Genomic DNA, 21600 nt, shown 5'->3' with positions numbered 1-21600 from the left:
GGAAACACCTGCATCAGAGGACGAATTACTGATTTCATAGTCGCTGAGAACTTTTGACTGTCCAGTTAGATATAAAGTTGATATTTAAAACGGTTACTTCTGTTTTAAATTCACATGATGCATATTGAATAATGCCTTGGTGGTAAAACATTGACTAAAAGTACATTTTTATTAATTTTCTTTTATAGGAGAAACAATAGATGGATAGGAATAAGACCTCAGTTGCAATCATTATTGTTAATTGGAATGGATATAAAGACACAAGTGAATGTTTAGCAAGCATTGGAAAGTTGAGTTATAACGATTTCAAGGTATTCATTGTCGATAATGGTTCTTCAGATAATTCTTATCATCTATTAAAAACTTTTATTACCCAAACATCTTTGGATTATGCCGTTGAATTACTGAAATCAAATGAAAATTTAGGATTTGCTGGTGGAAATAACATTGCTATTAAGCAAGCACTAAATCAAGGATTTGAATATTTTTGGATGTTAAATAATGATACCGTAGTTGATCCTAAAGCTTTACTCTATTTAGTAGAAGAAATTTCAAAAAATAAAAATATTGGTATTGTTGGATCTAAAATATATTATTATAACTCAGATACGATTTGGTATGCCGGGGGTTTAGTTAATAAGATGACAGGGTTCACAAAACACATTGGAAATAAACAAATTGATACCGGTCAATTTAATAATATAAAATTGGTTGATTACATTACAGGGTGTAGTCTATTATTTAGAAAAGAATTATTAGATGAAATAGGCTTCATGATGGAAGATTATTTTCTATATTGTGAAGAAGTTGATTGGAATATTAGAGCTAGTAAGTTTGGATGGAAATTAGTTTATATACCAAAATCAGTCGTTTATCACAAGGTTTCAAAGTCATCAGGAGGAGCATTAAATCTCTCTCCAGAAGTTACTTACTATTATATTAGAAATCCATTCGTTACAATAAAAAGGACTCAAAATAAGTTTGCTGTTTTTATAGCTTTTTGGGGTATGTTATTTAACGGAGTAAAAAAATTTTTGAAGATCTTTATAATGAATGAAGAACAAAAGATTAAAAGGATTGAATTAATCCTCAAAGCAATGAAGGATGCGCTTTTTGTTAATATGGGGATGTTAAAAAGATAGTAATGAAGAATTTAAAGGAAGGGTATAATACAATGAGAGTTTGTTTTTTTAGCGATAATTTGCCTCCAATGCGTTGTGGGGTTGGCGACTATGTATCAAATCTTGCAAAGAACATTTCAAAAGATAATGAAATTTATTTTGCAACTTTTACAAAAAGGTCAAATGAAAAAAATGTTTTTGTACTGCGAAAAAATAACTACGTAAAAGAATTAATCAATCATGTAAAAAAAAGCGATATTGATTTGGTACATTTTCATATTGCTTATTCAATCACAAAGAATCCTATCCTCAACTTATCATATTTTAGATCAGTAAAAATCTTAATGAAATTAGGTATTAAAGTAGTTGTTACGTTTCACCAATTTCCCAATAAGGATATTTCGAGGGGGTTAGCTTATAGTATTAACAAAAACTTTTCAATAAAGCTAATTAATAAAGTACGATACTTTGTTGATTACTATTTTGGAAAGCTGTATTCAAGGGGCATTAAATATGTAGATTATGTTTATGTAGTAGACCCTAAATATATTGAATTAATTAGTGGGGTAAGAAATAAGGCTAAAATAAGCGTTTTACCAGTTCCATCAAATATTGAAAAAGCAAAGTATACTGAAGAAGAGATGAAAATATTTAAAGAAAAAATTGGATTTAAAAGTACCAAAGATTATATTTCGTTTTTTGGAATGTTGTATCAAGAAAAGGGTTTTGAAGACATATTAGAAATAATAAGAAAAACTGATTATCACTTGTTATATATTGGTTCTTTGAAATTTGACAATCTATATAGAAAATCTTTAGAGAAATTAATAAATGAATATCATATTAAGGATAAAATTATTAGTACTGATTATTTAACACAAAATGAAGTTGGAATGGCGCTTCAATTGGGTGTTGCCAGCATATTTCCATTTATTAATGGATATTCGTCTAAAAATGGAAGTGTAAATGCTGCCTTAACACAGGGAGTATTTACTATTACAACAACCTTAGATAAAAATGAATTGGGTTATGACAAGCGAAAAAATATTTGTTTTGTAGAACCACATGATGTCAACTCAATGATTGATGCAATTCAAAAATACAGAGAGATTAGAATAACTCCTAAGAGGGGTAATTTGACTAGTTGGGAGGATGTTGCTTCGCGCCATGTTGCCATTTATAGAGAACTTTTGGAAGAAAAATAAGTCTATAAATCTGTTTCTTGAATTTTTAGCTATTATTATTGTGGTTTTTACTTCTGTTAATAGTATGAATGGAATTATAATGGGTTTGATAATAACAATTACTATTTTCTCTTTTCAATTTTTAAACACTAGCTACTTAAACATGACTTATGTTTTTGTTCTAGTTTTGTTATTTATAAACTTTATTTTTCTAGTTTTAAGTAATTCATTTTCATTAAATTCCGCTTCCACCTTTAAATATTTTTATGTTTTTTGCAGAGATATTTTAATATATGTTTTGTTTTTTTATTTAATCTTAAAAAGACTGGATATTTTTACAGGCATTTTAAAACGAAATTTAATTGATAGAATTGCATTTATTTTTTTACTCATGGGTATCGTTTATCTAATATTACCTATTGGTCATATTGATTTTAACCTAAAGCTGGGGAGCTTTAAGCAAATATTTAATTTTGTTTTTCTGTTTTTTATAGGCAGAATGCTTGCTTTTTCAGAGAGCTTTAATGAAAATTCTATAAAAAAATTGTCTAGGTTAATAATTTCCTTGGGTGTAATCTTCTCAGTTTATGGTATTATGGAAATCTTTATCCTCCCGTATTTTTTGGGAATGGATCCATTATTATTCTTTGGTGGAGATAAATATTTGTCATTAATGTTTGGAGCTAATTCAGATATATATGGAGGCGGAACAATAAATATTAGCGGATTAACAGGAAATTTCTATTCCCCTGCTTTTGGCATGTCGATAAGAAGAGCTTCTTCCTTGTTAATTGATCCTGTTGCGCTTAGTTTTTTCCTCTCTTTTGTGCTGGTTTTAAATTTTTGTTATTCAAAAACAAAAGTATTGAATACAATCCTTATTTCAAGTTGCCTAATATTAACTTTAGGTAAAGGTGGTATTTTAACCTCCTTAGTTAGCATCACTTTTTGGGCATTAGTACGATTTAAAAAAATAGGAAAATTAGTCGCATTTCTAACTTTTGGAATCAGTGCTGGCTTGTTTACTCTTTTTTTAAGAACAGATAGCTCCGTGATGGATCATTTGAACGGACTTACAAATGGTGTTAAAGATTTTATCGAATATCCTTTAGGAAAAGGTTTAGGAAGTTCAGGAAATTTAGCGACATTGGTTGCCGGTAGTAACAATAATAATTTAATAAGCGGCGGAGAGAGTACAGTTGGAAGTCTCTTAAGTCAAATTGGGATTTTAGGTGGACTATTATTTATTTTATTAATAGTTTTATTGATGTTAAGAATAAAAGCGATAAAATTTACAAATGATAATCAAAATCAACTAAAAATATTCTTAAGTGGCCTGTTAATGGGAGGCTTTTCAGCAAGTCTTTTTTCAGAAGGTGTATTTCAATTTAATGCCTTGGGTCTATTATTTTTATTTATAGCAGCCATGATTTCTGTATCAGAAAAGAGCAAGAAATTTTTTTAAGAAAGTAAGTAGGAGGAAAGCAAAATTGGCGCAAATTGCACTATATCATCCCTGGATTTATTTAATGGGAGGAGCAGAAAAAACAATTTTAGAGTTAGTAAAAAGAAGTAAACATACTTGGACAATATACACCAATCACTTTGAACCTGAAAATACGTTTCCAGAATTTAAAAATCTTAATGTTATAGAGTTAACCAAAATACCTGTTAAAAGAGATTTTTTTAATATCACAAAGGCTTTTTTAGTGATCGTTTTTCAAAAAGTTAAATTTAGTGGCGATCTAGTATTAATTTCTAGTGAGGGCTTTGGGGATTTAATGAATTTTAAAGTAAATAAAAAAAAACCAATAATTTGTTTTTGTCATACGCCTTTAAAAGTAATTTATGATTCCTTTTCGCGTAAGAGATATATTAAACTGAATGGTAAAAGTGCGGTATATAAATTAGCAATAGCGGGCTTCTTTTTTAAACAGATTGAAAAAAGGGCATGGAAAAGATATTCAAGAGTAATATGCAACAGTAATGAAGTGAAAAAAAGAGTACTAGATGCTGGATTGTCAAGTAAAGAAATTGTTTCAATAGCTCATCCTGGTGTAGATTTAAAGAGATATACAAATTTGAATATAACCGCTGGAGAATATTTTTTAATTCCAGGGAGAATGATGTGGACTAAGAATATAGAAATGGGAATAGAAGCCTATAAAATATCTAGAGCTAAGGAGAAACATGTTAAGCTTATAGTGGCAGGAGTTGTTGACAAAAAAAGTGAAGAATATTTCAGGAAATTAAAAGCATTAGCTCAAGGGGATTCTATGATTAAATTTGTTGTTTCTCCTAATGATGAAACGTTGTTAAGGCTTTATCAGGACTGTATGGCAGTCATCTTTACCCCCCCAAATGAGGATTGGGGAATTGTCCCAGTTGAGGCAATGGCTGCAGGAAAGCCTGTTATTGCTGTAAATAATGGAGGACCAAAAGAAAGCATAATTAATAATGTTACAGGATACTTAACTGACAACAATAAGTTTGCTTTTTCTCAAGCAATGAATAAAGTGTTAGCTAATAAGAATTTAAACAATATGTGCTTAGAAGCTAGAAAAAATGCACAAAAATATAGTTGGGATAGATTTGTTGAAAAAATAGATAACAAAATCGACGAGGTATTAGGTTAACTCAAATACATTCTCTTTAAAAAAGGGATCATTTTTCATCTTATAAAAAAATACTATCGCCTATTTTTATAACAATCTTCTTTTAGATAAGGAATATAAGAAAGTTTGCTAATGGTTTTAATTGAAAAAAGGGATATTGGCTATTTGAAAATATTGGGTAATCTATTATGTACTATTTGCATTGAACTCAACAGTTATGAAGATAATAGGATCTTTTAATAATGTTTGAATAAATAACTATGCAAGTTGATTATTAAGAAAATGCTACACATATTATTTCGTCTTTTCTTCAAAACTATTTGATCTATTAATTGATGGGGGCAATTTCTTTGAAAATATCATACTTGATGCCGAATCTTGGAAAAACTGGTGGTTCCATTGTGCTTTATAATTTTATGGATATCCTTGACGCTCGAGGATATGAAGTTTATGCAATAACACCTTCTGAATCAATAAAATGGGAAAAAGGAATTTGGAAAGAACGATTAAATGGGAATAACAAAAGGGGAATAAAAAATAGGATAAAAAGTACTGTTTTTTCATACTTGAAAAAAAATAAAAAATTAGATCAACTGGCTAGTTGGTTTAAGATTTTAAATATGAATAAAAAATTAATTGAAAATTGGGTTGAGTCAGATATCACTATAGCAACATTTAGTTGGACAGCCTACGCAGCAGATTATTTATCAAATAAAACAATTTCTATTTATCATATGCAGCACTTCGAGGAACTGTTCTTTCAAGATACGACAAAGAGATTTTTTACAAGAAATACTTACAATTTACCTCTTTACAAGATTTCAAACTCTAAATGGTTGCAAAACCTTTTAAAAACCAAATTTAACCAAGATTCCTATTTGTTGAATCCAGGAATTGATTTAAGTATTTTTAATTCAAAAATTAATTACAAAGATAAATATATTGAAAAAAAAGATTGGAATTTTGTGAGCTTTTTTGATGAAAAGAGAGAGTGGAAAGGATTTAATGATGCAGCTGAAGCTATAAAAATAGCCAGGAAAAATCTGGAAGAAAAAGGGTACACTATTAATTGGAATGTATTTGGCCTTGAGCCCCCTGCCAAAGAATATGATACTCAATTTCATTATTGTGGCAAATTATTTAATGAGGATCTAGCAGATCTATATAAAAATTCAGACATAGTACTATTAACATCATGGTATGAAAGTTTTCCTTTACCACCTATTGAAGCGATGGCTTGTGGAAGTGTTGTAATTTCAACTCAATATGGTGTAGAGGATTATTTGAATAGCAATGTAAATGGATTTGTTGTTGAGCCAAGAAAAATTGAAGCAATTGCTGAGAAAATAATTTATGCAGTGATGCACCCGTTTCAATTGCAAGCGATTGTTGAACGTGCTCTTGATACTGTAAAAAACTATGAATGGGAGAAAAGAACTGACCAATTAGAGAAAATTCTAAGTCTGATTGTAAAAAATCATTCGTTTAATAAATATAAATTAATTGATGACTTAGTGTCTGGATCTTTTAAAGAATATATGTATCAAGAATTTAAAATAAATGAGGATATCAAGTTGAATAAGGAAAGTTAAGCGTCAAATTTAGCGACAAGGAAAGATAACATGGTTGATCCCCAGCTCAAGATGATGATTTTTTTGGAGCTTGTTGCCAGGGTAAAAGGAAACCCTGTGCCGGATGTGAAACGGCTGCGATTTCACAACGATCACCATGAACCTGAAACAATTCCCATGGGCGCATTTCCGTAAAACAAAAGCAGGGGTTAAACTGCATCTCGCCCTGTGTTCATGGGCAAGGGGCAGGTCTTTCCAGAAAAGGCAGTATTGACGCCGGCTCAGATTCATGACCGGACAGAACTGTATGCTCTGGTCGATGAGGAAGCCATGTACGTCTTTGATCGCGGCTACATTGACTTTAAGCCTGAATTCCCGTGAAATTATACCAAGGTTGGCGGTTCAACACCCAAAAGATGATAAAGCTCAATCTGCTTTTTGGTCAACTCACTAATATGAGTATGGCCTCCAGGTTGACGGTATTGCTCAATGACCTCCAGTTCATCTAATAGTTCCTGTAACGTATATTTTTTAAACAGGTCATGATCACTCATGGCTTTTTTTATGTACGAGAGATAGAACAGAGCTAGAAATTGAACGAAAGGTTTTCCTCAGAAGATACTGAGGTTCGCCGCATATTGTTGTCTATATGCAATTTTATATTGTGTAAAATCTTATAATTTCACAAATAGAGGTGCAAATAATGGATGTAGGCACGGTTGTTATAGAATGCGTTAAAGCCATTGCACCGGTCATTGCCGGAATTACTTCTGCGTATGTAACAGCAAAATATACACTTAAAGCAACTATGGAAAAAGATGCTGCTCAAAGAAAAAGCGATTTACAGGAACAGCGGTATTTGCGTTTTATTGAACTGTTAGGAGTTATAAAATTTCCTCATGATAATAGCGTTAATGCTGCAATGTCGGGGCTGGTAGGGCAGATTTACTTAACTGCCGATCAAGATATGGTTCAAAAGGTATTTGATTTACTGGAACCTATTACCGAACATGATAAAGTAAATAGATCACAACAGGCCCAGTACAAAAACATTATTTTGAGCGGAAGAAAGTCAATGGGTATTCCCACTGATGAAAATACCTTTCCCGATGTATTCCTTATCACGTTTTCTTGACAGTGATAATTTATGGTTTATGGATAATTGGTATCAGAAAATACAAACAGCATTTTATATTTACTGGTATAGTGTCATTAGGGTTGAATGCTATAAGATATATAAAACCTGAATGTGTTGGGGGAGGACATCTTCGTGTAAGTAGGATTACACGGAGATGTCCTCTTTCCTTTCCTAAAATAAGTGCCAGCTATAAAGTCCTACGGACATTATAGCTGGCACTTATTGCCTGCATTCCCGGACATTTATACCAATAAGTGAGCTTAAATCCTTTAATATTCGGGGATTTGAACTTTTTTAGTGTTGCTTTTTTTGCCAAAACATGGTATAATTATACCATGTTTTGGAGGGATGCACATGTCACTCGTCCATTTGAAGAACAAGAAAACCGGGATCACTTACGTATATGAATCCGTAGGGTACTGGGACAAAGAAAAGAAGCAGACACGGAATCACCGGAAATGCATCGGTAAGCTGGATCCAGTAACCGGCGAGCTCATTCCGTCGAAAAAGTATACCGACGGTCTGAAAGAGATCATCAACCAAAAGGAAAAGAAGCGCGGTCCCGTGCCGTCGACCACCTATCAGCGCCGTTTCTACGGGGCAACCTATCTGTTTGACGCCATCAGCGCCAAACTTGGCCTCACAGAAGACCTGGCCCGCTGCTTTCCGGAATCGTACCCGCAGATCCTCTCCCTGGCCTATTATCTGGTCCTGGAGGATCGCAATCCGATGAGCCGTTTCTCCCGTTGGGCGAAGACCCATGTGCATCCCTACGGGAAAAGTCTGCCCTCCCAGAGAAGCAGTGAACTGTTCGGCTCGATCACGGAGAACGCCAAACACCATTTCTTCCTTCTTCAAAGCAAGCGACGTCTCCGTGAGGAGTATCTAGCTTACGATACAACCTCCGTTTCATCCTATTCTAAGGCGCTGAAACAGGTCAAATACGGTAAAAACAAGGATCATGATCCGTTGCCGCAGATTAACCTGGCACTCCTATATGGAGAGACCTCCGGTTTGCCGGTCGCTTATCGCAAGCTTCCGGGCAATATTGCCGATGTCAAAACGATACGTACCCTGCTCGCTGATGTGGACTTTCTCAAGCAAAAGGAAGTAAAAGTCGTGATGGATCGCGGTTTCTACAGTGAGAAGAATATCAATGCCTTCTATCAGGACCATGTGAAATTTCTGATCGGTGCCCGAACGTCACTGAAATTCGTTCGCAAGACGTTGGATGACGTCCGCCAGAAAATGATCACACGCGCCCACTATGATTCCGGCTGCAATCTCTATTATGTCTCTTTTCTGACCGACTGGGACTATTCCGAAGTCAAGAAACGAACCGGGGAACTCATGACCGATAAGAAAAGGCTGTACCTTCATCTTTTCTATAATGATCAGAAGGCGACCGATGATAAGATGGCCTTCAATAAACTGCTGGACCGTCTGGAAGAAGAACTGCAGTCCGGTAGGAGAAACCCGGAACATGAAAGGCTTTATACGCGTTACTACAAGTGGAAGGAAACGCCCGTCAGGGGGCTTTCCCTGACGCCAAAAAACGAGGCCATTGCCAAAGCGGAAAGGGATTTTGGCTACTTCGCCCTTATTTCCAATGGGATCAAAGATCCCATTGAGGCGCTGGAGATCTATCGGACAAAGGATCTGATCGAGAAAGCCTTCGGAAATTTAAAAGAACGGCTAAATCTTCGCCGAACTTCTGTCTCTTCCGAAGAAAACCTTGAGGGAAAACTTTTTGTCCAATTCATCGCTCTGTTCTATCTTTCCTACATAAAAAAGGCGATGAGCGAACATCAATTATTCAAACGGTACACAATCCAGGAACTTTTGGATGAGCTGGATGTGGTCGAGCAGTACCGTCAACCCGGTGGCCATACGCATATTGGCGAACTCACCAAAAAGCAGATGGATCTTTATCAAGCCCTTGGGGTCGATCCACCTGCCTTGGTATAAATTCATGGGAATTCAGGTTGTTCTTATTATTAAGGTACTCAAGTTTCGGAGTGAAAAGCAGGATTAACCCCCTGATTCTATCTGGATGGGGCCAATACGACAGAGAAAAAGAAAGCATCCTACTTATCTGGTAAAATATAATCAGATAGTTCAAGATGGAGAGATCGATATTCTCAATATATCGACAGAAACCTTGCTAAGCCGGTCGAACATTGAAATGCTTATCGGATCGAGAAGACTCGGGCTATTTATAATTGACGAAGCGCGTATAGTGACCATTGGGGAAAACCGTTCCATGTGGATTACTGGTATTTGGGTCACTATTTAGCCCGACTGAGAAAGAAGCATAAGTTCCAATTGCGAGCTTTACGGCTACGGCCATATACGGCGGATCGGAAGAAATGTATGCGGAAACGTTTGACAGTCTGAACATGGTCAATCCGATTGCTACTTCGGATTATGTGAAACGTGATGATCTGATGATGCATGCGCAGTCTTCAGAAAGAAACTATGGGAAATATAATAATGGCTATCGCAAGGCAAAATTTGGGCTGCTAAGTAAATGGTTGAAGAACTTTGTGAGAAGAAGACAGAGGACAGAAGACGCTGGTGTATTTTCCAACGGTCGATCTGTTGAATTACTTTTACAGTCATCTGAAACAGTTCGAAGAAGTTCTTGCGGCTAAGACGGTACCGCTACTATGGGCCGCTCGATAGTGATGAGAAGAAAGGGAACTTTGCTGCCTTTCATCGCAGTGTAGCAAAGACTATGTTGGCGATACAGGCATTTGAGGGGGGCGATCAGTCGTGCAATTTCATTGAAAAACCGTGTTTATCTAGAAATGAATAGTGATGGGCAGGGAAGAAAAATGAAATGGAAGGAAGCAACAGTTCATTGTCAGGCTGCTTTTTCTGACGATGAAAAATACCGTTATCTTTTAACCAAAACCTGGGATGCGGACAAACCCATAGCAGCCGTGTTAATGCTTAACCCCAGTACGGCAGAAGAAATAAAACTGGATAGAACGATCATGAATCTGACCAATTATCTTGTCGATCATGGTTTCGGCACACTTTCGGTTATTAATTTGTTTGCCTATCGGTCAACAGACCCAAGTAAACTTAATCAGGCGAAACAGGATCAGGGTCAGGTAAACGATCAGTTTATTCTGTCAACCTGTTCAGCTGCAGATATGGTCATCATTGGATGGACAAGAAACGGAAATATAAACAGAAAAAGACAGGTAGCTTCTCTGCTAGCTCATCTGTCATGCACTTTCAAATGTTTCAGGGATAAAGAAGGCGTTTTTCCGAGGCATCCGTCACTCCTCAATCCTTCCTGGGAACTTATCGACTATGACTTTACTTTTATTGAAAGAGAACACTGATCTCATTTTGGAAAATAGTTTCGGAGAATCTATTTATTCTGCCTGAGTACATGACAAGAAAGAAACTATTGGACTGAAACCGGTTATGCTCACTTAGCGTTCCACAATAGTTTGTAGTTTCTTCTATCAAAGTTTCTTGCATGTGTTTTTGAAAGTAGGCGCAAATTCAAGTTCGACAGTTGATAGATACACAAATTCCAAGAATGGCTTTATAAAGCTATTTTTTGAGTATACTCGGCTGGTTTCCTGAGATGAATTTACACAAAAAAAGACTTGATCCCCACAAAATACTTCAACTGATCACCATACTATATCTCACTCTAAATAAAATATTATGATCTAAGTGAAACGATGCAAAAAATAAATTAAGGGGTAAAACCTCTGGGTTGATAAAGCCATATTGGCAAGAGCATTATCATAATAAATACTATCGATTTCAAAATTTGGATAAATAAAAACCCCAAATGATTTTGGGGTCATATAATCATTTTTCAAAGATCGGTTTATTATACTCTCTCAATCTGTGTCACGATAAGCACACTTTCCTCAAAGCCTGCCTCCACAAGTACATCAAAGTGAACTCTGAAGCTCGCGGGTTTTGTAAATCCTTTTTTGGAGCAGGTAATTTGTTGTTTTTCCGAGACTTGTTGCCAATTGTTAGGTCGAATACGAGCTTGGCATCCGACGAAGAACTTGCATTCAGAGTCCAACTGTGATGGTGAAAATGTCTTGCCAATGAGATTTTTTAAATGAAGAATCAGGTCTTTGAGCTCCTTAATGGCAATCTCCATCTTTTCCTCATCGTTCATCCATTCACGGCCGAGCAGACTGACAAACTTGTCATCGACAAACGCGTGATGATCAAGCTTGTGCTCTTTGCTCAGAACAATTTCAAACCCCTTTCTTTTGTATACGTTGCATCTTGATTTAATAAACTCAACGGCCAACTCACCGACTTGATAACCCATAATCGAACCGCCTCTTTCTATAGTCTTTAATAAACGACTGGTTTAAACGCTTTGCTTGATTTCCCGCCTGATTTTTGCGAAAATCTCTCTTTTCCAGTTGGTAATGGTGTTTCGGCAGACGCCCAGCCGTTCCGCAATCTCGTTGATTGAATAACCGAGGTCAATATAAAGATGGTAAAATTCACGTTCGTGCGGAGTGAAAGAAGCAGTGATGAGACGCAAGGTCTCCCAATCGAGGAGAGGATTAGGATCGGTCGATCGTTCCGGGATCTCATTGTTTTCAAAAAGAATTTGGTGTTTGGTCAGATTCCGTGATCTCTTTATGCAGAGGAGAAGCCGTCTGTTAATGGTCTTGCGGAGATAGGAGAGGAAAACGGCGTCCGGCTCTTTTCCAACAGGCACTTTACTGAAGTCGAAGCCCTCAGCGGTACGCCAGAGCGCGAATCTTGCCTCTTGGATCAGATCTTCAAGGTCGTATCCATGAGACCGCCAAGCTTGGCCGTATACGCAATGATAGACAGACGAGTAGATCAGCGGACGATACTTTTCGAACAAAGCTTCAAAGGCACGATCTTTGGACAGATGGACTGACGGCATGGTCTGCGAATAAGACATGGGCAAATTCCTTTCATTGGCTAGTACTTTATAACAGCGATGATGGGAGCTGTCCTGCTCATTTGGGAAGAGGGAAATGACCGCCCGAATAACTTTGTCAGTGCGACAGTGGGGAGAAAAGGTTTACTGGATTGGTAAAAAAGGCCTCTTACTATTTATATAGCAGGGAACGTCGGGAAATGTCGATTATTTTTTCAATTGTTGAAAATATTTTGGGAAAATGTGTCCGAGTTGTTCACAATTGAGGGTGTTTTGAGAGGTTAAAGTAGTTTAAAGGCAGATGATATTCATCTCCTTGAAAAAGGAATAGGGCAGAAAATGGCGAATAATGTATTATGAAGCTGACCGGATAAATTAATCGTTAGATACTAACCAGAATGATCCAAGTTCCGAAGTTTTTGGGCAGATCTTTGGAATTAACATGTAGAGCTTAGAAATTAAAGTAGAGCTCCGAAATTAATACAGATGTAGAGCAAGATCAACTTTGGAAGATGACTGAAATAGCTCGTCAAAGGAAAAGACTCTCCGCGATTAAATGGAGAGACTTATTGTTACACTTTGTACATTTAGACATTTCACAATCAGAGAAATGAGCCTGTACCTGCACCGCGCACCCGATTCATTGAGTAAGTTATATCAGGAAGATGGTTCGTAAGGGGATACTGAGCCATTATACAAAACGGATCCGCATCATTCTATCCACGTCGGACGAAAGAAGATTGATTAAGGGAACTTGTGCCTTATGTTGAATTTCCGATGCATTCGAACCGACATAGAGATGTGGCAGAAGGGACAAGAAAAGCGTATTGGATTCAGACGCGGTGCATTGAAATTTACTTTTCCATAGGTGGCTGTCATTCTGCGTGGTGAGCGCTGATAATTAGACGGGGCTTGCTGAATATATTAAAAAAGATTGATTTAGCAGGATTTATGAGGAATACTAGAGTCTTACTTTTAAAAGATAATATTCATCTAAGGGGCGGATAACTTGTGAATCTATCTTATCCTGATTATGTTATTACACCAGCAAAATGTAAATTTGTAAGCTTATCGCATACTGAGATCAGAACAAGATTAATTTTGAAAGCAAATTTGAACATTGAATATCATAACAATCTTCTGTTCATATTAATGAATCCCAGTAAGGCGAATCGATTCTTTTCCGATAGAACAGTAAATAAACTTGCACACATCTCTTATTTTGATCTAAGAAGTTTGTGCATTGGTTCCTTCAGTGTAGTAAATGTCTTTCCATTTTGTCGATCAAATTCGTCAGAGCTGCATGATACATTGGATGAAACTATTAACGTTTCAAAACGATTTTATTATAGGCAATTAACACTGAACTTAAGAGAAATATATAGTTCAATAGACGCAGCAGACTATGTTTTTCTTGGGACGGGCGGTATTCCTGCCAACATTCAGGACAAAGAAGAATATGACTTTATGATTAAAACAATACACAGTTATGTGGAGACATTGAAAGGACAAGCTCTACTGGGAAAGGGAGAGAATAACGAGACATTTCTCAAAGACGGAAAGTACTCTTATCATCTTTGCCCAAACGGTAATCCGCAAACAATAAACAGAGCCAGATTTTTCAAATTGAGAGCCGGCAAGTTTGTTGAAGAATCAAAAATAGAGTATCAACTTTTTTATTAAAAAAGTTAGATTAGCTCGAGTACATAACGGTTACCTCTCATTGATTTGTAAGAAAACAAGCATGATTCGGTGTTAAAATAATTATGAGGATTATAAAAATAATTTATAGACTATTACTGTTAGATTGAAAGATTGTATGCTCTTAATAAGTAATTAAATGAGCCCTATAAAACTTATACAGTTTACAAGGAGGAAGATTAGAATGAAAAAACATGAAATGGAAGCTGTTTTGTTCTGCTCGAATTGCGATCATGAAACGCCACATAAAATAGTCTACATTAATGATCAAATTGCTCAAATAGAATGTCAGCAGTGCCATCATGCTATTGATCTTGAAATTGATGTTGTGAAGGAATTTTATAAGGAATTGTACAAAAAGATCTCAACAAAACCAGCAAGAATCACGAATGAGTACAGGCAAGATCTTAGTATCTTTCTTAGAAAATTGCCTTTTCGGGTGATTAGTAAGCCTTACAGGGTAATGAAAGAATTAAATGAATCAAGAAAAATTATAGAACAGTACAGACAAAAATATGATGACAGTAAATGAAAGATTTGTAGACGAATAGACAGCTCCTGGGTGTTTCCGAAATTTCTTAACCAAGAACAGGAGTCACGATTCTTAAGCCTTAATTTAAAAGACCCGCCTCGCTTTTCCCCGTTTGCCTTACAAATAGGAGCTCCTTAATTGTGGTAACTGGTATATATATACGGTTTAAAGAAGACATCTTGCGGACAAAAGATGTTTTTCTTTTTTTATACTTTTATGGATAATAATGTAAAAATAATAGTGAAAAAGTATTATATTATTAATAAGGATGCTTATGTCGATAAAAGAATTAATGAGCATATGGATGTTCTTTTTAAGATATCATCCGGATGCATCAAAGAGGTTGAGCAACATATTGTCCATTGCTGTGGACATAGAGTAATGGTTTCGCTTCCAATAATCATTATACAATAAACATGTGAGGTGGTAGACATGCAATTAAGTAAAAGAGAACAGGCCCTAACTGATATTCTTTTACAAAAAAACGATTACGTAATTGCTAGTGAAATTGCGAATCTTGCAGACATATCATCTAAAACCGTATACCGGACAATTAAAAATATTAACGATTTATCGAGTTGCGGTGACATTATTGAATCATCAAGAGGACGTGGTTTCAGAATCAATTACGAAAATTACATAAAGGAGAGGAATAATAAAAATAGCGATTTTTTAGACTATACGCCAATCGAGCGAAGAAACAGCGTCATTTTAAACTTACTTTTTAGATCGCCTTTTCCAGTGAGCATGGAAAACGTTTATCAAAAGTATTTTGTTAGTGATTCTTCAATTGACAATGATCTTTCTGTTATTACAAAGATATTAAAAGAGTACCATATTGATCTATCACGTAAAGGTAAATCCATATCTATTACAGGTACTGAAATTGATATTCGGAAAGCGATAAACGTAACAATTTTGAAGATGAACCTATTTGATGCGGATAATTTGCGTGACTTTACATCTGACTTGCATGAATTAAATCCATATGATGAAGAATTTATTATTTCTCAGCTGGAAAAAATAGAGCGTGCCCTGGATTTAACCATACCTTATCCATATAATGTCAATATTTTTTCTCACTTGTATATATTAATTACTCGATTTCGTGAAGGGAAGGTATATGAAAGTGAGCAGGCACCTTTGGATGATAAGCAAAGGGATTTAACAAGAAACAATAAACAATTATACATTGTTGCAGAAAAAGTTATTTCCAATACGAGCAGTTACTTAAATTCAAAGATACCAACGATCGAATCGCTTTATTTATTACAGTATCTCGTTTCTACCAGATTTGATCAAGACGGGGTTCAAAGTAGCGAAGTGCCGGATCTTGTTAAAAAGGTCACAAAGTATTATGTAACGGCAATAAATGAGTTAGAGCATTTAAATATCAATTATGATACTGTTAAAAACGACTTGGCTAATCATATTAAGCCAATGCTGAACCGAATCAATAATCATATATATATCAAAAATAATCTTCTAAATGAGATTAAACTTGAATATGGAAAATTACTCAAGGATATCGTTACGATTTCAAATAAAGCTGAGAAAATTTTTGATATTGAAAAAATCAATGAAGATGAGAGCGGGTTTATTGTACTGTATTTTGCAAAATATATTGAACAAGGGAACACCCAACAAAAAGTATTGATTATGTGTACAAGTGGTGTAGGAACTTCGGAACTATTAAAGGTTAAGGTCAAAAAATATTTTCGGGAATTGGATATCATAGATGTTATATCGACAGCCAAATACCAAAAAGACATCGATAAATACAAAAATATTGACTTGATTTTAACCACTGTAGACGTACGGACGCCTAAGGGTATACCCAAACTATTAGTCAGTGCAATGTTTACAAATAAGGATAAGGAACGTCTAAAAGAATTATTGAGAGATCACAGACATGGAAAATAAAACATACGGAGTATTGAATGTTGATTTAATAACGGTTCATTTGCATGCGACACGTAAGCACGAAGCACTTACTGAGCTAACGAAAATGCTTGCCGATCATAACTATATTAAAAATGAAAACGATTTCATAAAAAGTATAATAAGCAGAGAAAAGAATGGATCCACAGCACTGGGTTTTGGGTTAGTGATTCCACATGGCGAATCAAAAGTTGTTTCAAGATCTATTCTTGCAATCGGTATAAGTCAGCATGATGTTCAATGGGCAACGCCTGATGATGTACCGATAAGAGTGATTGTTTTATTAGCAATCAACAGTAATAGGATGAACGATTTTAGAATTCATCAAATGCAACAAGTAGTATCCAAACTTGCGGATGAAGAATTAATAAATAAATTAAAAAGCGCCGGTACGAAACACGAAGTTATCCGTTTACTGACTGAAAACGAGTAAATTTAAACCATCGGGGGCTTTGATTATGTACTTTGATCGAGAAATTATTCTATTCAATCAGTCAGCTACTGATCGTGGCAATGCCTTAAAATTATTAGCTGATGAATTTTTAAAAAGAAAACTCGTGACCAATAAATTTTTGGACGGGATTCTGGAGCGTGAGAGAAACTATCCTACGGGGTTAAATGTCAATGGGCTGGGCATTGCTATTCCTCATACAGACAGCGATAAAGTGATTGTATCACAGTTAGGTTTTTTGTCACTCGCTAAACCAGTGGAATTTAGAGAAATGGGAAGTAATGTTGGAAAAGTGGATGTTAGCATGATTTTTATGTTATGCCTAAAAAATGCAAACGATCAACTTGAAATGTTGCAAAAATTGGTAGCGCTTTTTCAAAATGAACATTTGGTTAGTCAATTACAAACATGTGATAGTGTTGAGAATTTTATTGAAGTGATGAAACAAGCTGGCATTAAGTGATTTAAATAATAAATATTAAATTGTTTGGAGGAATTTATATGGCTGCAATTCAATGGTTTGTCAGTTTAGGAGCAAGTGTTATGCTTCCCGTACTGCTTTTCATCTTTGCGCTTATCTTGAGAATTAGACCCGGTAAGGCTTTTAAAGCTGGTTTAACTGTTGGTATTGGATTTGTTGGTTTGAATTTAGTAATCAGCCTTTTAACCACAAATCTTGGCCCGGCAGCACAAGCAATGGTTAAAAATTATGGCCTTAGTCTAAGCTCGATTGATGTTGGATGGCCTGCGGCATCAGCAATTGCTTATGGTACGGTTCTGGGGAGCATGGCCATTCCGGTTGGCATTATTGCAAATGTAATTCTGTTGTTTTTAGGCCTGACGAAAACACTGGACGTTGACGTATGGAATTATTGGCATATTGCTTTCACGGGATCTCTTGTTTATGCGGTATCTCAGAATTTCTGGTTAGGGATATATACGATGGTGATTCATGCTGCGCTGCTTTATTTGTTAGCTGATATGAGTTCTAGAACAGTACAAAAATACTATGGTTTGCCAAACATTACTTTTCCGCATGGAGCTTCGGCACCTGGTTTCTTATTAGCATTACCACTCAATTGGTTATTTGATCACATTCCTGGAATCAACAAAATCAAACTTGATCCGGAAACGGTACAAAAAAGGCTGGGTGTCTTTGGTGATTCGACAGTTATGGGTGTAATTATCGGCCTGATCATCGGAATCTTAGCAAAGTATCCAATTGGCGGAACACTGCAATTAGCTGTCAACACCGGTGCAGTTATGATGTTGATGCCTAGAATGGTTGCCCTATTGATGGAAGGCCTAACCCCAATTTCCGAAGGGGCTAATGATTTTGTTCAAAAGAGATTTCCTGGTCGAAACTTGTTTATTGGTATGGATAGTGCACTGGCCGTAGGTCAATCATCGGTGCTTTCTTCATCATTAATTTTGGTACCGCTAACATTACTTATTGCTGTAATTCTTCCGGGAAATAAAGTGCTTCCTTTCGGAGATTTAGCAACAATTCCTTTCATGATTGCATTAATGGCTGCTGTCTTCAGAGGCGATATTTTTAGAACAGTAATTGGCGGCGCAATTAACATTGCGGCAAGTCTGTATGTTGCTTCTTGGGCTGCACCGTTGATTACAAAAGCTGCTATTGCAGCAAATTTCAATTTACATGGCAGTCATTCGATCAGCGTGTTAAGTGACGGCGGTGTTTGGACAACATGGATTATCGTCGGATTAGGAAAAGTGATTAGTTGGGGTGGTATTTCTGTAATAGGAGTTGTCGTATTTGCTGGATTAATCTACTTTAACAAAATTAGAAAAGTTTCTCAGGATGAATCTGATCCGTCAGAATCCTGATATAACGTAAAAAGGAGCGATTAATATGAAAAAGTTGATGATTGTTTGTGGTACAGGCGTTGCTACAAGTACTGTTGTTACAGGTAAAGTAAAATTATTTTTAAAAGCAGAAGGTTTAGATAAAAAAGTAACCCTGTATCAAAGCAAAATTGCAGATGAGGTAAATCATCTGGACGATTATGATATTGTCGTCAGCACAACAATTGTTCCTGACAATGTAAAGGACAAAGTAATTAACGGTGTACCCTTATTAACCGGTATCGGTGCTGATAAAGTCTTTGAAAAAATCAAGGCCGAAATTGAAAAAAATAGTTAATCAAAGGTAAAGTAAAATTGCTTATCGGGGGTAACATTTTATGCTTGTTACATCAACTGAATTATTAAAGACAGCAAAAGAAAAACATTTTGCATTTCCACACTTTAATTTTTGGAGTCGTGCCTCATTAAAAGCTTACTTGGAAGTTGCTCAAGATTTAGATTTACCGGTCATTCTTGCTTGTGCTGAATCACACTGTTCATATATGACTACCGAAGAAGCTGCAGAATTTGGAAAGTATTATGCGAATAAGGTTAATATTCCAGTTGTGCTCCACTTAGATCATGGGATGACTTCATCAATTATTAAATATGCTATCGACAATGGTTTTACATCAGTCATGATTGACGCGTCTCAAGAACCTTTCGATGAAAATGTTAAAAAGACTCGAGAAGTCGTTGATTACGCGCATAGTAAAGGTGTTGTTGTAGAGGCTGAGATTGGGCATGTCGGTACGGGTTCTAAGTATGAGGAAGGAGATAGTGATACAAGATATACACAGGTTGATGCCGCAGTTGATTTTGTGAATCAGACTACCGTCGATTCTCTTGCGGTGTCCATAGGAACTGCTCATGGGACTTACAAAGGTACACCGCATATTAATTTTGATAGATTGAAAGAATTATCGGCAAATGTCCCTGTTCCCTTAGTTCTGCACGGTGGTTCTTCGACGGGCGATGAAAACCTTTCCAGAGTTACAGAGAATGGTATTTGTAAGATTAATATTTTCACGGACATAACAATCGCTGCTCTTAATAAAGTTCGAGAAAATAATCCTGAAACATATTTGAAACTTGAAAATGATGCTTACGAGGGTATGAAAGAAATGGCAACACACTATTATCAAGTTTTCCATACTGAGCGCTACAAAAATAAGTAAGGCTATAAAAGAAAATCAGATCAAGCTTTTGGTATGGGAGGAATTCACTCAATGACAGATGTAAAAGTTAAAAGACCTTTCTTTATAGTTAATCCGAAAGCGTACATTTATGGTGAGGAAGTATTAAATCTGGCGTTAGTTACTGATGAGTTGGCAAAAGAAAATGAAATTGACTGTTTATTTACCGCCCAACTGGTTGATATCCCTGTTATTGTCGAAAGGACATCACATTTGATTGTGACTGCCCAGCACATGGATCCTTTAGTTCCAGGGCGAGGAATGGGACACGTTTTACCGGAAGCTTTAAAAGCAGCTGGAGTTAAAGCCGTTGTTTTAAATCATGCTGAGGATCCTTACACACTTTCTAATCTTGATAAAACCATAAAAAGAGCTAAGAAAGTCGAGTTGCTGACGATTGTTTGTGCGGATACTGTTGAACAATGCAAAGCGGTGGCTCAATTGGGTCCGGACATGATGATTTGCGAACCGACTAGTTTAATAGGTACCGGGAACACAAGTGATGATGACTATATTAGAGAAACCAATCAAGCCATTCGATCAGTTAATCCGGATATCCTAATTATGCAGGCAGCAGGTGTCAGTACCGGAGATGATGTTTATCGGGTTTTAATGGGAGGGGCTGACGGTACTGGCGGAACAAGCGGTATTATCAATGCTTCGGATAGAAGGGCTAAGTTGATTGAAATGATTGGCGCATTGAAGAGAGTACAAGAGGAGGAGATCAGATAATATGATTATTCATAACGATAAATTAGTTTTAACGTCAAACGGTAATCGTCCTTCCTATCATGAAATTACTGATGAAGTGAGGAGAATCGTGAAAGAAAGTCATGTAAAAAACGGAATTGTCGTTGTTTCGACTCCTCATACGACATGTTCAGTCTTTTTTGAAGAATATTCACATGATCGTAATTACAATGGGGATGAATACTTACAAGTAGACTTAGACAATGTACTTGAAGCCATTGTCCCAACAACGAAATCGGATAGACAATATTATCATCCGGGGCCGGAACACACAAAATTCGCCGAAGATATATCAAAAACAGATACAGCAACGGAAGGTACGATAATGGTACCTAATCGTCACTCTTTATTAAACACGGACGCTCATATCAGAGGTTCATTGCTAGGTTCCAGTGAAACCTTTATTATTCAGAATGGTATTATTCAGATTGGTAAGGTGGGGTATGTCTATTTTGTAGACTGGGATCATACGCGCAGCAGAAATCGTCAATGTTTAGTAGAAGTGCTTGGGGAATAAAGAAAGTAAAGAAGCTTCAAAGGCGGGGAGAAAATCTGATATTTTATCAACCCGCTTTTTTTAAGTACTTTAAGGTAAGGTTAAATTATATTTTTG

At 36.0% G+C, this 21600-nt stretch carries 21 protein-coding genes and 1 pseudogene; 19 read left to right on the top strand and 3 right to left on the bottom strand.

The features are described from left to right. The first annotated feature begins 200 nt into the window (after positions 1-200). The 5 genes from IEX81_RS10880 to IEX81_RS10860 all read left to right on the top strand — a co-directional run bounded on the left by IEX81_RS10880 (position 201) and on the right by IEX81_RS10860 (position 6512). Complete coding sequence (locus IEX81_RS10880; RefSeq protein WP_188803202.1) at positions 201-1142, top strand: glycosyltransferase family 2 protein; 942 nt, start codon at positions 201-203, stop codon at positions 1140-1142. Positions 1143-1174: 32 nt separating this feature from the next. Continuing rightward, a complete protein-coding gene (locus tag IEX81_RS10875; RefSeq protein ID WP_229727573.1) occupies positions 1175-2326 on the top strand; it encodes a glycosyltransferase family protein in 1152 nt (383 codons plus the stop codon). Continuing rightward, on the top strand, positions 2277-3770 hold the full coding sequence (locus IEX81_RS10870) for a hypothetical protein (RefSeq protein ID WP_229727572.1): 1494 nt from the start codon (positions 2277-2279) through the stop codon (positions 3768-3770). Before IEX81_RS10875 ends, IEX81_RS10870 begins: the two co-directional genes overlap by 50 nt. A 25-nt stretch (positions 3771-3795) precedes the next feature. Then, the gene (locus IEX81_RS10865) at positions 3796-4941 is read left to right on the top strand and encodes a glycosyltransferase (RefSeq protein ID WP_188803196.1); all 1146 of its coding nucleotides are present in this window, start codon (positions 3796-3798) and stop codon (positions 4939-4941) included. Positions 4942-5270: 329 nt separating this feature from the next. Beyond that, entirely contained in the window at positions 5271-6512 is a 1242-nt protein-coding gene (locus tag IEX81_RS10860; RefSeq protein ID WP_188803194.1) for a glycosyltransferase family 4 protein, read from the top strand. A 362-nt stretch (positions 6513-6874) separates the two neighbouring features. Here IEX81_RS10860 and IEX81_RS16955 read toward each other — a convergent pair. Next, positions 6875-7131 (bottom strand): annotated as a pseudogene (locus IEX81_RS16955) (IS1634 family transposase); the annotation flags it as partial. 63 nt (positions 7132-7194) lie between these two features. Here IEX81_RS16955 and IEX81_RS10850 point away from each other — a divergent pair. The 4 genes from IEX81_RS10850 (at position 7195) to IEX81_RS10835 (ending at position 10985) form a co-directional block, all read left to right on the top strand. Then, positions 7195-7626 carry a hypothetical protein gene (locus IEX81_RS10850; protein WP_188803190.1) on the top strand — a complete coding sequence of 144 codons (432 nt, stop codon included), beginning with the start codon at positions 7195-7197 and terminating at the stop codon, positions 7624-7626. A gap of 357 nt (positions 7627-7983) precedes the next feature. After that, the gene (locus IEX81_RS10845; RefSeq protein ID WP_188803188.1) at positions 7984-9597 is read left to right on the top strand and encodes an IS1634 family transposase; all 1614 of its coding nucleotides are present in this window, start codon (positions 7984-7986) and stop codon (positions 9595-9597) included. A 401-nt stretch (positions 9598-9998) separates the two neighbouring features. Then, positions 9999-10283, top strand: coding sequence for a hypothetical protein (locus tag IEX81_RS16595; RefSeq protein WP_229727571.1), 285 nt, complete (start codon positions 9999-10001; stop codon positions 10281-10283). 183 nt (positions 10284-10466) lie between these two features. Continuing rightward, positions 10467-10985 carry a DUF1643 domain-containing protein gene (locus tag IEX81_RS10835; protein ID WP_188803186.1) on the top strand — a complete coding sequence of 173 codons (519 nt, stop codon included), beginning with the start codon at positions 10467-10469 and terminating at the stop codon, positions 10983-10985. Between the two features lie 506 nt (positions 10986-11491). On the opposite strand, the gene IEX81_RS10830 is transcribed toward IEX81_RS10835, so the two are convergent. Then, positions 11492-11953: a hypothetical protein gene (locus IEX81_RS10830; protein ID WP_188803184.1), complete on the bottom strand. Its 462-nt coding sequence runs from the start codon at positions 11951-11953 to the stop codon at positions 11492-11494. Between the two features lie 42 nt (positions 11954-11995). Further along, complete coding sequence (locus tag IEX81_RS10825) at positions 11996-12568, bottom strand: sigma-70 family RNA polymerase sigma factor (protein ID WP_188803182.1); 573 nt, start codon at positions 12566-12568, stop codon at positions 11996-11998. 990 nt (positions 12569-13558) lie between these two features. Here IEX81_RS10825 and IEX81_RS10820 point away from each other — a divergent pair. The 10 genes from IEX81_RS10820 to IEX81_RS10775 all read left to right on the top strand — a co-directional run bounded on the left by IEX81_RS10820 (position 13559) and on the right by IEX81_RS10775 (position 21504). Beyond that, positions 13559-14230, top strand: coding sequence for a DUF1643 domain-containing protein (locus tag IEX81_RS10820; protein ID WP_188803180.1), 672 nt, complete (start codon positions 13559-13561; stop codon positions 14228-14230). A gap of 202 nt (positions 14231-14432) precedes the next feature. After that, positions 14433-14780, top strand: a complete 348-nt coding sequence (locus IEX81_RS10815) for a bh protein (protein ID WP_188803178.1) — start codon at positions 14433-14435, stop codon at positions 14778-14780. Between the two features lie 432 nt (positions 14781-15212). Beyond that, entirely contained in the window at positions 15213-16703 is a 1491-nt protein-coding gene (locus IEX81_RS10810) for a BglG family transcription antiterminator (RefSeq protein ID WP_188803176.1), read from the top strand. Beyond that, a complete protein-coding gene (locus tag IEX81_RS10805) occupies positions 16693-17154 on the top strand; it encodes a PTS sugar transporter subunit IIA (protein WP_188803174.1) in 462 nt (153 codons plus the stop codon). The genes IEX81_RS10810 and IEX81_RS10805 overlap by 11 nt, the downstream gene beginning before the upstream one ends. Before the next feature lie 25 nt (positions 17155-17179). Then, the gene (locus IEX81_RS10800) at positions 17180-17635 is read left to right on the top strand and encodes a PTS sugar transporter subunit IIA (protein WP_188803173.1); all 456 of its coding nucleotides are present in this window, start codon (positions 17180-17182) and stop codon (positions 17633-17635) included. A gap of 38 nt (positions 17636-17673) precedes the next feature. Beyond that, entirely contained in the window at positions 17674-19023 is a 1350-nt protein-coding gene (locus IEX81_RS10795; protein WP_188803171.1) for a PTS galactitol transporter subunit IIC, read from the top strand. A 25-nt stretch (positions 19024-19048) separates the two neighbouring features. Next, positions 19049-19339, top strand: coding sequence for a PTS sugar transporter subunit IIB (locus IEX81_RS10790; protein WP_188803169.1), 291 nt, complete (start codon positions 19049-19051; stop codon positions 19337-19339). A gap of 40 nt (positions 19340-19379) precedes the next feature. Continuing rightward, positions 19380-20219, top strand: a complete 840-nt coding sequence (locus IEX81_RS10785) for a class II fructose-bisphosphate aldolase (protein ID WP_188803167.1) — start codon at positions 19380-19382, stop codon at positions 20217-20219. A gap of 51 nt (positions 20220-20270) precedes the next feature. Then, the gene (locus IEX81_RS10780; RefSeq protein ID WP_188803166.1) at positions 20271-20969 is read left to right on the top strand and encodes a triose-phosphate isomerase; all 699 of its coding nucleotides are present in this window, start codon (positions 20271-20273) and stop codon (positions 20967-20969) included. Position 20970: 1 nt separating this feature from the next. After that, positions 20971-21504: a YjbQ family protein gene (locus IEX81_RS10775; RefSeq protein WP_188803164.1), complete on the top strand. Its 534-nt coding sequence runs from the start codon at positions 20971-20973 to the stop codon at positions 21502-21504. Positions 21505-21600 lie beyond the last annotated feature (96 nt).

The sequence above is a fragment of the Sporolactobacillus putidus genome (assembly GCF_014647035.1).
Classification (GTDB): domain Bacteria; phylum Bacillota; class Bacilli; order Bacillales; family Sporolactobacillaceae; genus Sporolactobacillus; species Sporolactobacillus putidus.
The sequence above is the reverse complement of the archived record's forward strand: the minus strand, read 5'-3'. Positions and strand labels throughout refer to the sequence as shown.

What these genes read in the sequence shown, in the direction of transcription:
- IEX81_RS10790 (WP_188803169.1), top strand. Translation starts at nt 19,049, where the DNA reads ATGAAAAAGTTGATGATTGTTTGTGGTACAGGCGTTGCTACAAGTACT.
- IEX81_RS10845 (WP_188803188.1), top strand. Translation starts at nt 7,984, where the DNA reads ATGTCACTCGTCCATTTGAAGAACAAGAAAACCGGGATCACTTACGTA.
- IEX81_RS10815 (WP_188803178.1), top strand. Translation starts at nt 14,433, where the DNA reads ATGAAAAAACATGAAATGGAAGCTGTTTTGTTCTGCTCGAATTGCGAT.
- IEX81_RS10850 (WP_188803190.1), top strand. Translation starts at nt 7,195, where the DNA reads ATGGATGTAGGCACGGTTGTTATAGAATGCGTTAAAGCCATTGCACCG.
- IEX81_RS10780 (WP_188803166.1), top strand. Translation starts at nt 20,271, where the DNA reads ATGACAGATGTAAAAGTTAAAAGACCTTTCTTTATAGTTAATCCGAAA.
- IEX81_RS10835 (WP_188803186.1), top strand. Translation starts at nt 10,467, where the DNA reads ATGAAATGGAAGGAAGCAACAGTTCATTGTCAGGCTGCTTTTTCTGAC.
- IEX81_RS10810 (WP_188803176.1), top strand. Translation starts at nt 15,213, where the DNA reads ATGCAATTAAGTAAAAGAGAACAGGCCCTAACTGATATTCTTTTACAA.
- IEX81_RS10825 (WP_188803182.1), bottom strand. Translation starts at nt 12,568, where the DNA reads ATGTCTTATTCGCAGACCATGCCGTCAGTCCATCTGTCCAAAGATCGT.
- IEX81_RS10805 (WP_188803174.1), top strand. Translation starts at nt 16,693, where the DNA reads ATGGAAAATAAAACATACGGAGTATTGAATGTTGATTTAATAACGGTT.
- IEX81_RS10800 (WP_188803173.1), top strand. Translation starts at nt 17,180, where the DNA reads ATGTACTTTGATCGAGAAATTATTCTATTCAATCAGTCAGCTACTGAT.
- IEX81_RS10830 (WP_188803184.1), bottom strand. Translation starts at nt 11,953, where the DNA reads ATGGGTTATCAAGTCGGTGAGTTGGCCGTTGAGTTTATTAAATCAAGA.
- IEX81_RS10795 (WP_188803171.1), top strand. Translation starts at nt 17,674, where the DNA reads ATGGCTGCAATTCAATGGTTTGTCAGTTTAGGAGCAAGTGTTATGCTT.
- IEX81_RS16595 (WP_229727571.1), top strand. Translation starts at nt 9,999, where the DNA reads ATGTATGCGGAAACGTTTGACAGTCTGAACATGGTCAATCCGATTGCT.
- IEX81_RS10875 (WP_229727573.1), top strand. Translation starts at nt 1,175, where the DNA reads ATGAGAGTTTGTTTTTTTAGCGATAATTTGCCTCCAATGCGTTGTGGG.
- IEX81_RS10785 (WP_188803167.1), top strand. Translation starts at nt 19,380, where the DNA reads ATGCTTGTTACATCAACTGAATTATTAAAGACAGCAAAAGAAAAACAT.
- IEX81_RS10775 (WP_188803164.1), top strand. Translation starts at nt 20,971, where the DNA reads ATGATTATTCATAACGATAAATTAGTTTTAACGTCAAACGGTAATCGT.
- IEX81_RS10880 (WP_188803202.1), top strand. Translation starts at nt 201, where the DNA reads ATGGATAGGAATAAGACCTCAGTTGCAATCATTATTGTTAATTGGAAT.